Source organism: Pseudomonas sp. (genome assembly GCF_049300855.1).
Taxonomy (GTDB): Bacteria; Pseudomonadota; Gammaproteobacteria; order Pseudomonadales; family Pseudomonadaceae; genus Aquipseudomonas.
Genome location: NZ_JBAQKH010000014.1, coordinates 122,657 through 135,564, shown reverse-complemented (window position 1 = coordinate 135,564; position 12,908 = coordinate 122,657). Strand labels below are relative to the sequence as shown.

Genomic DNA, 12,908 nt, shown 5'->3' with positions numbered 1-12,908 from the left:
CGCCGGGTTTATCAGGAAATATAAACGCCGCGCGGAAATGTTAATTGCACCGCGTCGGCATCTCACCGAAGCTATCCTCCAGTTAGCCCTTCAGCCGTCGAGATGGACCTCCATTCAAATGCAAATCCCCACCGCTGGCAAACCGCTCTGGCACACCTACCTGCTGTTTCTGGCGCCGATGGTGTTGTCCAACTTCCTGCAATCGATGTCGGGCACGGTCAACAGCATCTACATCGGCCAGATGCTCGGGACCCAGGCATTGGCGGCGGTGTCGGGCATGTTCCCGATCGTGTTCTTTTTCATTGCTCTGGTGATTGGCCTCGGCGCTGGCGCGGGTGTGTTGATCGGTCAGGCCTGGGGCGCGCGTGAAGCGCACACGGTGAAAGCGATCGCCGGGGCGACGTTGCTGCTCGGGGTGTTGATCGGTCTGCTGGCCGCGGTGCTCGGCAGTGTCTTCGCGCGACAGGCGTTGGCGGGGTTGGGGACGCCGGCCGATGTCCTCGACGATGCGGTGGCGTATGCGCATGTGATGATGTGGATTTTGCCGTCGATGCTGGTGTTCGTCCTGTTCACTCAACTGCTGCGCGGCGTCAGCGATACGCTGTCGCCGTTGCTGGCGCTGATCGTCTCGACGAGCGTCGGCCTGGCGCTGACGCCGGCGTTGATCCGTGGCTGGTTCGGCTTGCCGCAGATGGGCATTCAGAGCGCGGCGTATGCGGGGCTGGCGGGTAACCTGGCCGCGATGGCGTGGCTGGCGTGGCGCTTGATTCGCAAGGGCCATCCACTGGCGCCGGACCGCGAGTTCTTCGCCGCGTTGCGTCTGGATGGCGCAATCCTCGGCAAGGTGTTGCGCATCGGTTTGCCGACCGGCGTGCAGATGATCGTGCTGTCGTTGTCCGAACTGGTGATTCTGGCGCTGGTCAACCAGCACGGCTCGCAAGCGACAGCGGCTTATGGCGCGGTCACGCAAATCGTCAACTACGTGCAGTTCCCGGCGTTGTCGATCGCCATTACCGCGTCGATCCTCGGTGCACAGGCCATTGGCGCCGGGCGCCTGGAACGACTCGGACCGATCCTGCGCACCGGGCTGTTGATCAACGTGTGTCTGACCGGTGGTTTGATCGTGCTGGGCTATTTGCTCTCGCACTGGCTGCTGGGCCTGTTCCTCACCGAGGATTCGACGCGCGCAATGGCTGAGCATCTGCTGCACATCATGCTGTGGAGCCTGTTGGTATTTGGTTTCCAGGCGATCATCGGCGGGATCATGCGCGCCAGCGGCACCGTGCTGGTGCCGGTGGTCATCGCGATTATCTGTGTGGTCGGCGTGCAGTTGCCGGCTGCGTACTGGCTGGATGGGCAGTACGGTTTGCAGGGTGTGTGGATGGCGTTCCCAGTGGCGTACCTGGGCATGCTGGTGCTGCAGACCCTGTATTACAAACTGGTCTGGCAGCATCAGAAAATCGAACGTCTGGTTTGATCGACTTGCAGAGTGGGCTCGTGTCTGCGCGCGTTAAGGCTGTGGAAGTGGCATAACCGCACAATGTTTGCTTAAGTCAATCGAGACCCCCGACGACCAAGCGCTGCCCGGAGAACCCCATGTCGATCCGCATGCTGCTGGCAGTCGCGTTAACCCTGTGCGTTATCCCCGCCGCGCAGGCCGTCGAATACACCCGGGTCAACACTAACGCCAGTCAGATCAGTTTCACTTACAACCAGATGGGCTCGCGGATGTACGGGACATTCGGCAAGTTTGAGGCGACGCTGGACTTCGACACCGACAACCTCGCCAGTGCCCACACCAGCTTGCACATCGATCTCACCAGCATTGACGCCGGCAGTGAAGACGCCAATACCGAGTTGGTAAAACCGGCGTGGTTCGACACGGAAAAATTTCCCGTGGCGGTGTTCGAGTCGAGCCGTTTCACACAGCTTGCCGAGCACCGTTATCTGATCGCCGGCCAGCTCACCCTCAAGGGCATTACCCGCGAAGTGCAGGTGCCGGTGGAGTTGAAGCCGGACAGCAACATCGGCATTTTCGACGGTGAACTGCTGCTCAAACGCGACGAGTTCGGTCTGGGCGCGGGGGAGTGGGCGGACAGCGTGGTGTCCAAGGACATCGCCATCAAGTTCAAGGTGGTGGCGCCACAGCAGTGACGCCACCTGCCCGATCAATATGCGTCGCGAGCCGATCGAATCATCAACGCACCCAATGCCCTTCAACCCAGAACCAGTTCGGCCCGCGTGCCTGCCAGTGCCCCGGCTTCCAGCGCGCGCCATATCTCACCGGCTGCCAATGCCCGGGCATCCACACATAACCGCGTCCTTGCCAGCGCCAATGGCCCTGGTCCCAGACATAACCGGGACGCGCGCCGGGCATCACTTCCATGCGCATGGGCGGCGGGGCCTGCTGCACGATCACCACCGGTTGCGCAAACACCGGCGCGCTGGCCAGCGTCGCCAGGGTCAGCGGCACCCACAGCAAGGTTTTTCGCCATTTGGACAGGGAACGCAAAACGCTCATGACAACTCCTCAAGGCCTGCGTCGCAAAAGTGAACGCAGCTGAACAGTTGGACGCCGAATCGGCAAAAGATCCTGCCGGCCGCGGATGAAATTTTTGTCAGGCGCCACGACAACCCCAGTGGGAGCGAGCCAGCTCGCTCCCACCTTCGATTTGTCGTTGCCAATGCGGGCTGGCTCAGCCCACAGGGTATGATGTCGCGGTTTTCCGCCGGAGTTCAGCTGTCATGCCACGCATCACCCATTACCAATCCCCATGCCCCGAAGGCGTCAACAGCCAGATTCTGCAGATGGTCGTCGACTACCTGACCGACATCAGCGCGGTCGGCCTCGGCCCGAGCAACCTGCTGTACAACGTCTATCAGTACGCGGTTGGCTATGAGGTGCATCTGTATCTGGAAGCGTTGAATGGCGAGAAGGGCACCGAGGTGCAATTGCTGGTGGCGACTGCTGATGACGATCCCGAGCAAGTGACTGGTTTTCTGCTGTACCTGCCGGTGCAGGGTGATTGGGAGGCGTGCAGCGTGGCCTATATGGCAGTGCGCGAAGGGCATCGTCGCCAAGGCGTGGCGCGGGCGCTGATTGCTGAAATGGTCGCGCGTTTTCCCCATGTCGAACTGGCCTGTACGGTTGGCAAAGTGCCGTACTTCGAAGCGCTGGGTTTTCAAGTGATCGGCCAGCGCGAGACGCAAGTGCTGATGAGTACCCGCCATTACCGCAGCAACGGCTTGCGTGGATTTATCGATACCACGCCGATCTACCGCTCGTTGGAAGTGCAGCAGATCCACACGTATCTCCTGCAGAAAAACGGCAAGCGCGCGATGCTCGACGCCGAGAAACAGCGCGACCGCCACCTCGATCAAACCACCCGTCACACCGAAGAATTCGTGCGTCAGCGCCTCACCGTGCACTGATTGCTTATGCCTCAAAAAGCTGATTTGCGCAGACAAAAAAACAGCCTCAAAGCTCTTTGATGGGAGGAAGTGGAGAGCGTGAGGCTCAAGTACCGCCAGTCGCATGGTTCGCGGCACGCCGACGCGCCGGATGTTCACATGATTCCTTGTGGGAGCAAGCTTGCTCCCACAAGGAAATGTGGTGTTAGCGAGCGCCGGGCCAGCCGGACTTGGCGAGGGCGGCGAGCAGGGTTTGGGCATCGAGTCCCGGCACCGAATGGCCATTGCCCTCGGCGCTGTCGCTGGCGAGCAGGGCGTTGATGATTGCTTCTTCAACCGCCTCGGTCGCGGCGAGGAACAACTCGCTGATGTGGTCGTTGTTGACCATGCGCAAGCCGTCGCAGGTCGGTGCACCTTTACCTTCGTAGGCCGCCGGCGGCACGTGATCATTACCGATGGCGAAAGCGATAAAGATGTCGCCGCTGTGGTCTTCATTGCCACCGCCGGTACGCGCCAACCCCAGGCTGGCCCGTTGCGCCAGACGCGTGCATTGATGCGGCAACAGCGGCGCATCGGTCGCCAGACAGACGACGATCGAGCCCATGCCCGGATGCGGCAGCGCGGCGCGCAGGAACGGCGAATCCTTCTGTTCCATATAACGCCCGACCGGGTAACCGTCGACGCGCAATTCACTGCGAATGCCGTGGTTGGCCTGGACGATGGCGCCGACTGTCCAGCCCCCCTGAGCCTCGCTTAAACGGCGCGAGGCAGTGCCGATGCCGCCCTTGAATTCATGGCAGATCATCCCGCTGCCACCGCCGACGGCACCTTCCTCGACCGGGCCGTCGACAGCGGCGCCCAACGCTTCGGCGACGTGTTCAGGCTGGACGTGAAAGCCGTTGATGTCGTTGAGCAAACCGTCAAAGGTTTCCAGCACCACCGGCATGTTCCAGTAGAGCCGACCGTCATCGGGTTGCTGCTGGCGATCCAGGGCAATCAACGCATCGCGCACCACACCGAGGCTGTGGGTGTTGGTGAAGGCGATCGGACTGGTCAGCAAACCAGCCTCGCGAATCCACTCAAGCCCGGTGGCATCACCGTTGCCGTTGAGCACATGCACACCGGCGAAACACGGTTGCTGGTTGGTCGAACCCCGGCGCGGTTCGATCAGCGTGACGCCGCTACAAATGTCGCGGCCGGCGCTGCTGCGCCCGCGCACATTGCTGTGGCCGACGCGCACGCCGGGAACATCGGTGATCGCATTGAGCGGGCCGGGTGGCAGTTGACCGATGCGAATGTTGAGGTCGCGGGCACGAGGTTTCATCGATTTCTATCTCTCTAAAAGAAGTGGGTTGTTCACCGACTCTGTGGGAGCGAGCTTGCTCGCGAATGCGGCCGCGCAGTCGACATCCATGTTGAATGCCAGATTGCTTTCGCAAGCAAGCTCGCTCCCACAGGGGGAAATGCGTTGTTCTACTGGCCGTTCTTGACCTTGCTCCACACTCGCGTACGCACGCGTTCCGTGGCTTTGGGCAAAGGTTCGAGGGTGTACAACGTGGCCATCGCCGCCGCCGAGGGATAAACCGCCGGGTTGTCGCGAGTCGCTTCGGCCACCAGCGGCGTGGCCGCGCGATTGCCGTTGGGGTAGGACAGATGATCACTGACCGGCGCGATCACTTCCGGGCGCAACAGGTAATCAATGAATGCCAGGCCCTGAGTGCGATTCGGCGCGTCCTTGAGCAACACCAGCGTGTCGAACCACACCGGCGCGCCTTCCTTCGGCAGGCTGTAGGCGATCTTCACGCCGTTGCCGGCCTGCTCGGCATTGGTCTTGGCTTCGAGCATCGCGCCTGACCAGCCGACCGCCACGCAGATGTTGCCGTTGGACAGGTCACTGATGAATTTCGAGGAGTTGAAGTAGGCGATGTGCGGGCGCAGTTTGAGCAGCAGCGCCTCGGCTTTCTTGTAGTCCTCGGGGTCGGTGCTGTTCGGCGGCAAGCCCAGATAGTGCAGGGCCACGGGGAGCATTTCCGAGGGCGAGTCGAGCATCGCCACGCCGCACTGGCCAAGCTTGGCGAGGTTGTCTTCGTTGAACACCAGGTCCCAGGAATCCACCGGCGCCTTGTCGCCCAGCGCCGCGCGGACCTTGTCGACGTTGTAGCCGATGCCGTTGGTGCCCCACAGATAAGGCACCGCGTATTGGTTACCGGGATCGTTGTTGGCGAGTTTTTTCAGCAGGTCGCTGTCGAGGTTCTTCCAGCCCGGCAACTGCTCGCGGGGCAGCGGGGCGAGGGCGCCAGCCTTGATCAGCGTCGGCAGGCTGAAGTTGCTCGCCACCACCACGTCGTAACCGCTGCGGCTGGTCATCAATTTGCCTTCGAGCACTTCGGCGCTGTCGAAGGTGTCGTACACCGGCTCGATACCGCTGTCGCGCTTGAAGTCGGTCAGCGTGTTCGGGCCGATGTAGTCGTACCAGTTGTAGACATGCACGCTCGGCGCATCCGCGGCCATGACGGACGCCGAGGCGCCCAGACAGGCGAGCAAGCTCAAGTTGATATAGCCACGGTGACGACGCATGATGCGGCACTCCTGGCCTGTGCAGGCCGGTGATGAACAGGAGTGCTCAGCCTATCGGGGCGGTCACGTCTGACCCATTCCCATCATGGGTTACTCAAAAGGGGTAGTGCGTGGACGCGTTGTTGCAGGAATTGCCGGTGCATCAAAGCCTGGCGCGGATGTTCAGCTGCGTCGGCCAGGACGGCTTCTGGCGCGCGCTGGTCGATACGTTGCGCTTGCTGGTGCCGTTCGACAATGCGCTGGTGGCCGTGATGCAGGCCGGTCAGCCACCGCAATTGCTGATCGACTTCGACAGCAAAGGCGGCACCGACGAGCAGGCCGAACTGGCCGGCTACAGCGCCGGGATGTACTTGCTCGATCCGTTTTACCAAGCCGCCTCGACCGGCATTGGCGATGGTTTGCACAGCCTGGCCTCGGTGGCGCCGGACCAGTTTCTGCACAGCGAGTATTACCTGAGCTATTTCCGTTCGGTGGTCGGCGAGGATGAGTTGCAGTTCATGCTCAACGTCGAGGCCGGCGTGCTGGGTTTGTCATTGGGCCGGGCGACGACCTTCGAACTGGCCGAGCAGGGCCGGCTGCTGTGTCTGCGCGATTGGGTGTTGGCGGCGATGCGCCGGCATGTGCAACTGCTGCCGCCGCAGGGCCCCAGCGCCGAAGCGCCGGTGGGCGATCTGGCGACCTTGCTCGATCGCTTTGACGCGCGCCTGACGGTGCGCGAGATCGACACGGCGCGCCTGATCCTGCAGGGCTTCTCCAGCAAAGCGATGGCCCAGCAAATGGGCATTTCCCCGGAGACGGTCAAAGTGCATCGGCGCAATCTGTATCACAAGCTCAATGTCACCGGGCATGGTGAGCTGTTTGCGCTGGTGTTGCGCCCTCACTAAAGATCATCGGTCGTACACATAAATCTGTGGGAGCGTGTTGTTCAGGGGATCTTCGGGGTGTCAGGGAGTGCGTTGGAAGACCAGGGCCTTGAGGCCGCTTTGCGGGTCGATGTCGGGGAACTCCGGCGGATTGTCCAGACGCTGCTCAAAGCGCAAAGTCGGCGCTTCCTGCGTCACGCCATCAATCAAGAAGTCCGCGCCAAACGCCGGATCATTCATGCACGCCAGCACCGTGCCTTGCGCTGTCAGCAATTCCGGCAGCCGCCGCAGCACCCGCTGATAATCCTTGGTCAGCAGAAAACTGCCTTTCTGAAACGACGGCGGATCGATGATCACCAGATCGTATGGACCACTGTTGATCACCTTGCCCCACGACTTGAACAGGTCGTGGCCGAGGAAACTGACTTTGCTCAGGTCATGGCCGTTCAAACGGTGATTGTCACGGCCACGGCTCAGCGCCGCGCGCGACATGTCGAGGTTGACCACATGGCTGGCGCCACCCTCGATGGCGGCCACGGAAAAACCGCAGGTGTAGGCGAACAGGTTCAGCACGCGTTTGCCGTTGGCCTCTTCGCGCACCCAGTTGCGCCCGTAACGCATGTCGAGAAACAGCCCGGCGTTCTGCTTGCGACCGAGATCGACGCGATACTGCAAGCCGCCCTCGACGACGGTCATTTCGTCGATCTCATCCCCCAGCAACCATTCGGCGGTGCTTTGCGGCAGGTAGCGATGCTGGATCAGCAGAGTATGCGCGCCCGATTGCTTCCATTCGTCGCCGGCGCTGATGTCCAGCAGCAACCCTTTGAGATGATCCAGTTGATCAGGAGCAGGCTCTTTGAACAGCGAGACCAGCACCACGCCTTGCAGCCAATCGACGGTCAACTGCTCCAGCCCCGGCCAGCAACGTCCGCGCCCGTGGAACAGGCGGCGGGTTTCGCTCGGTGCGGCCGCGAGTGCCGGCAGCAGATGGGCGTGGAGGGTGGCGAGGGCTTCAGGGTTCATCGGTCACGGTCGGCAAGCAAAAGGGCCGGCATTTTAACCACAATTACGCCGCCGCGAACGATTGCCGCTGACGGGCAAAAATACGGTTTCGCAAAAGACCTGTATCAAAAATGAATTTCTGCAGAGCCCGCCGCTCATACCAGATAAGCAGCGGATTCAAGCCGCTAAATCGTTAATGCAATTCAGGGAGTGCAGTTCCATGTGCCCAACACCGACGGCGGACGCGCACCTTCCTGACGGATTGATTCTGGTGGTTGAGGATGATCCGTTGATTCTGGAGTTTCTCTGCGAAATTCTTCAGGAGGAAGGTTTCAAGGTCGAGCCGCAGACCAGCGCGGACGCGGCTTCGCAATATCTTGAGGAGCACGCGCCGGAAGTGGCGCTGTTGCTGACCGACATCACCATGCCCGGCACGCTCAACGGAGCTGATCTGGCCAATCTGGTCGGCGATCGCTGGCCGGAAAAACCAGTGATGGTGATGTCCGGTTATGAAACGCCGGAGACCTCCGGGGTCAAGCATTCGGTGGCGTTCATCAAGAAGCCCTGGGCCATCGGCCAGTTGCTCGACTGCGTGGACAGTGCGTTCAAGTCCAAGGCACCGCGCCTGCACTGACAAGTGCTACATTGCCGGGCACATTTGCCCGGTCCCTTGCCAGAGGAAGCGAACTTTTGCCTGCACACGACACCGTTTTCAATCGCCCATTCGCCGCGTTTCTGTTCGACATGGACGGCACTGTCCTTAATTCCATCGCCGCCGCCGAGCGCATCTGGTCCGCCTGGGCCGTGCGCCACGGCGTGGATGTCGAGACGTTTCTGCCGACCATTCATGGTGCGCGCGCCATCGACACGATCAATCGCCTGAACCTGCCGGGTGTCGATGCCGAGGCGCAAGCGGCGTTCATTACCACAGCGGAAATTGCAGACGTTGAAGGGATTGTCGAGATTCCCGGGGCGGCGGCGTTTCTCAAGTGTCTGCCGGCGGATCGTTGGGCCATGGTGACGTCGGCGCCAAGGGATCTGGCGTTGCGGCGGATGGCGGCGGCGGGGATTACGGAACCGGCGGTGATGATTACCGCCGAAGATGTGAAGGCGGGCAAACCAGATCCGGCGGGCTATTTACTGGCGGCCAAACGCCTTGGCGTGGAACCGCGTGATTGCCTGATCTTTGAAGATGCTGCCGTGGGTATTCAGGCTGCCGAAGCGGCTGACGCGACGCTGATGATCATCACGACGACGCATCAGCATCCGCTGCAAACGGCCCATGCGACGTTGGCCAGTTATGCTGCGGTGCAGGTCAAGGTCGACAGCGACGGCAAACTTCACCTGCAAAAAAACTGACACAACACTTAACCCTGTGGTCAGTAAATCCCCGGCACCAAACGCCAACTCCGCGCGCAGTAAGCATCGTACTCCGCCCCAAACTGCCCCCGCAGCAGCGCTTCTTCGGAATGAATCCGCGCGATCAACGGGATCAGCGTCAGCGCTGCCAGCATCAAGCCCACCACCGAACGAAACGCCAACGCCCAGCCCACGGCATTGATCACCAGCCCTAGATAACTCGGATTACGCAGCCGCTGGTAAATCCCGTCGGTGACCAACCGATGCCCCGGCTGAATCGCCACCAGCCCGCTGAAGCGCCGCCCCAGGACAAACACCGGCCACAACCGCAGCGCGCCGCCGACAATAAACAACAAGGCGCCAAGCCAACGCATGCCTTCACCGCCCACCGTCCAGAAATTCACCCGGTCGCAATACGCCGGCAAAAAACCACTGGCCAGGCCAATTACCCCGAATGCCGGAAGCACCCAGCGATTGGCGCGATCCTCACGCTCGCCGGAACTGAGGTTGACCTCGCTGAACAGCGAGACGATCACCATCGCCACCGTTGCCAATGCCACGATCACCAGCGACCCGTGGGAAAAGAACAGCGCCACACCGCCAATGCCCCACACCGCCAGGCCCAGATAGGCGAGGGTGGCGAGGACTGCGACGACGGTCATTTGCGCAGACATTTTCATGGCGATCTCTCGGCAGATGGCTGATCCTTTGAGTGTAGAACGCTCGAGGGCAATGGTTGTGGCTGCTGGCCTCATCGCGGACAAGCCCGCTCCCACAGGGATTTGCGGCGTATACAAAGTTCAGGCTCACCCAAGAACCTGTGGGAGCGGGCTTGCCCGCGATGAGGCCCTTTCAGTCAGCGGAAATCTCATTACCCGTCAAAACGGTGCGGAAGGTCTCGACCAGCGGCCGCAAATTGATCCGGTGCCACGCCGCCCACAACGGGGTGGTCAATGTCAGCCACGGCAATTCACGCAACACCACACCCGGCGGCGCATTGTGGCTCAAGCCTTTCTGAATCATCGCAATCCCCAACCCCGACGCCACCAGCCCCAATGCGGTAAACGGCTCGGTCGCCTGCATGCGCACGTCCGGGGTGAAACCTGCACGGATGCAGGCGCTGACGAATTCATCGCTGGCATCCTGCCGCGGCTGCACACCGATCCATTCCTGCTCGGCCAGATCCTCAGGGTTTAACGCGGCTTGCTGTGCCAGCGGATGTCGTTCGGGCAGCGCCAGCAGCATCGGGTCATCGAGCACCTGGAAGCCCAGCAGGTCCGGATCGTCATCGGTCGGCGGCTCACTCACCAAGGCGATATCGAGACTACGCTGTCGCAAGCCTTCCAATTGCTCGACCGAACTGAGGTTGTACAGCGCGACATGCACATTCGGCCGATCCACGCGCAGTACGCGCAAGGCATTGGGCAGGACGCCGGCGTGCATGGCGTTCTCGATATAGCCGATGCACAGGCCGCCTTCTTCACCGCGACCGAGGCGTTTGCCAAGGGATTCCAGGCGATTGGCATGGGTGAGCAGGGCGCGGGTTTCGGCGAGAAAGGTCTGCCCATCACGGGTCAGACGGATGCGTTGCTGGCTGCGCTCGAACAGCGTCAGGCCCAGACGTTCTTCGAGCTGGGCGATCTGCCGGCTCAGCGGCGACTGGGAAATGTGCAGCCGTTCGGCGGCACGGCCGACGTGTTCTTCCTCGGCGACTACAACGAAGTAGCGCAATTGGCGGATGTCGATCATGTCAGACCTATAGGGACTCAAGTGCTGCGCATTATGTCTTGGACGGTCTCGGTGTCGCAATCTAGGATCTGCTCAACGGTCACACAGACCCAGAACCTATCGAGGAAAAACCAATGAGCTTGAAAGACAAACTGCCCGGCCAACTGGGCTTCGGCACCGCACCACTGGGCAACATGTTCCGCGCCATTCCCGAAGAAGAAGCACAGGCCACCGTGCATGCCGCGTGGGATGCCGGCGTGCGCTACTTCGACACCGCGCCGTTCTACGGCTCGGGCCTGTCGGAGATCCGCCTCGGCGAAGCGCTGAAGCAATACAAGCGCGACGACTACGTGCTCAGCAGCAAGGTCGGCCGGGTGATTCTCGATGAGGTCGAAGACGCCGCCGCCCGCGATCTCGGTGAAAAAAGTGGCGTATTCGAACACGGTCGCCCGAACAAGATCGTCAACGACTACAGCGCCGACGCCACCCTGCGCTCGATTGAAGACAGCCTCAAACGCCTGCAAACCGATCGTCTCGACATCGTCTGGGTGCACGACATCGCTCAGGATTTCTACGGTGATCAATGGCTGGAATACTTCAACCAGGCCCGCACCGGCGCGTTCAAAGTGCTGACCCGCTTGCGCGAAGAAGGCGTGATCAAGGGCTGGGGCCTGGGCGTGAACAAAGTCGAGCCGTGTGAACTGACCCTCGACCTCACTGAAGCGCAACCGGATGGCTTTCTATTGGCTGGCCGCTACACGCTGCTCGACCACGAACGTCCGTTGCAACGGCTGATGGATTCGGCCCTGGCGCAAAACGTTGAAATCGTCGTCGGCGGCCCTTACAGCTCGGGCATTCTCGCCGGCGGTTCGCACTTCGAATACCAGCAGGCCAGCCCTGAAGTCATCGCCAAAGTGGAGCAGATCAAACGCATCGCCGCTGCTTACAACGTTGATATCAAAGCCGCTGCGCTACAGTTCTCGCTGGCCAATCCTGCGGTTGCGGCGGTGATTCCCGGCGCCAGCAAACCCGGCCGAATTGCTGAAGACGTCGCCGCACTGTCAGCCGTTATTCCTGCCGGTTTCTGGCAGGCGATGCGCGACGCCCAACTGGTTTCTGAACGTGCACCATTGCCAATCGATGAGGTGAAAGCATGAAGATTGATCTGAGTGGAAAACTGGCCATTGTCAGCGGCAGCACTGCTGGTATCGGCTTGGGCATCAGCCAGTCGCTGGCCGAAGCGGGCGCCACGGTGGTGGTGATCGGCCGCGACACTGGCAAAGTTGAACAGGCGTTGGCGAGTATTCGCGAGAAGGTGCCGGGTGCGCAGTTGCGTGGTCTGGCTGGCGATCTGGGCACAGCGGAGGGCGCGCAAAAGCTGTTCGCCGCTGAACCGCGCGCGGACATTCTGGTGAACAACCTCGGCATCTTCGACGCCGTCGATTTCTTCGAAGCGCCGGACAGCGAGTGGACGCGTTTCTATGAGGTCAACGTGATTTCCGGCGTGCGCCTGGCACGGCATTATGTGCCGGCGATGGTCGAGCAAGGCTGGGGCCGGGTGATCTTCCTGTCTTCGGAATCCGGCGTGGCGACACCGGCTGACATGATCAACTATGGCGTGACCAAAAGTGCCAATCTGGCGGTGTCCCACGGTTTGGCCAAACGTCTGGCTGGCACTGGTGTGACGGTCAATGCGATCCTGCCGGGGCCGACCTTCACCGATGGTCTGCAAGACATGCTCAAGGATGCCGCCGCCGAATCCGGGCGCAACCTGCGCGATGAAGCCGACGCCTTTGTGCTCAAGGCCCGCCCGACCTCGATCATCCAGCGTGTGGCGGATGTTGAAGAGGTCGCGCATCTGGTGACCTACATTGCTTCGCCGCTGTCCTCGGCCACCACCGGCGCCGCATTGCGCGTCGATGGCGGCGTGGTCGACAGCCTGACCATCTGAATTCTGGAGAGACGTTT

The 12,908-nt window shown here is 61.3% G+C and carries 14 protein-coding genes; 8 read left to right on the top strand and 6 right to left on the bottom strand.

Going from position 1 to position 12,908, the window contains the following annotated elements:
• Nucleotides 1-118: 118 nt before the first annotated feature.
• Together WA225_RS04905 and WA225_RS04900 are read left to right on the top strand one after the other, a co-directional pair.
• On the top strand, nt 119-1,477 hold the full coding sequence (locus WA225_RS04905; RefSeq protein WP_422607073.1) for an MATE family efflux transporter: 1,359 nt from the start codon (nt 119-121) through the stop codon (nt 1,475-1,477).
• 119 nt (nt 1,478-1,596) lie between these two features.
• A complete protein-coding gene (locus WA225_RS04900; RefSeq protein WP_422607072.1) occupies nt 1,597-2,154 on the top strand; it encodes a YceI family protein in 558 nt (185 codons plus the stop codon).
• Nucleotides 2,155-2,197: 43 nt separating this feature from the next.
• Here WA225_RS04900 and WA225_RS04895 read toward each other — a convergent pair whose 3' ends face one another.
• Nucleotides 2,198-2,521, bottom strand: coding sequence for a YXWGXW repeat-containing protein (locus tag WA225_RS04895; protein WP_064120928.1), 324 nt, complete (start codon nt 2,519-2,521; stop codon nt 2,198-2,200).
• A gap of 224 nt (nt 2,522-2,745) precedes the next feature.
• On the opposite strand from WA225_RS04895, the gene WA225_RS04890 reads away from it, so the two are divergent.
• Nucleotides 2,746-3,432, top strand: a complete 687-nt coding sequence (locus WA225_RS04890) for a GNAT family N-acetyltransferase (RefSeq protein ID WP_422607071.1) — start codon at nt 2,746-2,748, stop codon at nt 3,430-3,432.
• Between the two features lie 184 nt (nt 3,433-3,616).
• On the opposite strand, the gene WA225_RS04885 is transcribed toward WA225_RS04890, so the two are convergent.
• Nucleotides 3,617-4,735 (bottom strand): P1 family peptidase, encoded by a 1,119-nt coding sequence (locus tag WA225_RS04885; protein WP_422607070.1) that lies wholly within the window; start codon nt 4,733-4,735, stop codon nt 3,617-3,619.
• 149 nt (nt 4,736-4,884) lie between these two features.
• On the bottom strand, nt 4,885-5,988 hold the full coding sequence (locus tag WA225_RS04880; protein WP_422607069.1) for an extracellular solute-binding protein: 1,104 nt from the start codon (nt 5,986-5,988) through the stop codon (nt 4,885-4,887).
• A gap of 110 nt (nt 5,989-6,098) precedes the next feature.
• Here WA225_RS04880 and WA225_RS04875 point away from each other — a divergent pair, with 110 nt between their 5' ends.
• A complete protein-coding gene (locus WA225_RS04875) occupies nt 6,099-6,872 on the top strand; it encodes a helix-turn-helix transcriptional regulator (protein ID WP_422607068.1) in 774 nt (257 codons plus the stop codon).
• 60 nt (nt 6,873-6,932) lie between these two features.
• On the opposite strand, the gene WA225_RS04870 is transcribed toward WA225_RS04875, so the two are convergent.
• Nucleotides 6,933-7,874 carry a class I SAM-dependent methyltransferase gene (locus WA225_RS04870; protein ID WP_422607067.1) on the bottom strand — a complete coding sequence of 314 codons (942 nt, stop codon included), beginning with the start codon at nt 7,872-7,874 and terminating at the stop codon, nt 6,933-6,935.
• Between the two features lie 199 nt (nt 7,875-8,073).
• Between WA225_RS04870 and WA225_RS04865 the strand changes: the two genes are divergently transcribed.
• Both WA225_RS04865 and WA225_RS04860 read left to right on the top strand, forming a co-directional pair.
• On the top strand, nt 8,074-8,487 hold the full coding sequence (locus WA225_RS04865; RefSeq protein WP_422607066.1) for a response regulator: 414 nt from the start codon (nt 8,074-8,076) through the stop codon (nt 8,485-8,487).
• Nucleotides 8,488-8,543: 56 nt separating this feature from the next.
• The gene (locus WA225_RS04860; protein ID WP_422607065.1) at nt 8,544-9,212 is read left to right on the top strand and encodes an HAD family hydrolase; all 669 of its coding nucleotides are present in this window, start codon (nt 8,544-8,546) and stop codon (nt 9,210-9,212) included.
• A 20-nt stretch (nt 9,213-9,232) separates the two neighbouring features.
• On the opposite strand, the gene WA225_RS04855 is transcribed toward WA225_RS04860, so the two are convergent.
• Nucleotides 9,233-9,892, bottom strand: a complete 660-nt coding sequence (locus WA225_RS04855) for a methyltransferase family protein (RefSeq protein WP_422607064.1) — start codon at nt 9,890-9,892, stop codon at nt 9,233-9,235.
• 172 nt (nt 9,893-10,064) lie between these two features.
• Nucleotides 10,065-10,961 (bottom strand): LysR substrate-binding domain-containing protein, encoded by an 897-nt coding sequence (locus tag WA225_RS04850; protein ID WP_422607063.1) that lies wholly within the window; start codon nt 10,959-10,961, stop codon nt 10,065-10,067.
• 113 nt (nt 10,962-11,074) lie between these two features.
• Between WA225_RS04850 and WA225_RS04845 the strand changes: the two genes are divergently transcribed.
• Together WA225_RS04845 and WA225_RS04840 are read left to right on the top strand one after the other, a co-directional pair.
• Nucleotides 11,075-12,097, top strand: a complete 1,023-nt coding sequence (locus WA225_RS04845; protein ID WP_422607062.1) for an aldo/keto reductase — start codon at nt 11,075-11,077, stop codon at nt 12,095-12,097.
• Complete coding sequence (locus tag WA225_RS04840; RefSeq protein ID WP_422607061.1) at nt 12,094-12,891, top strand: SDR family NAD(P)-dependent oxidoreductase; 798 nt, start codon at nt 12,094-12,096, stop codon at nt 12,889-12,891. Before WA225_RS04845 ends, WA225_RS04840 begins: the two co-directional genes overlap by 4 nt.
• The last annotated feature ends 17 nt before the right edge of the window (nt 12,892-12,908 follow it).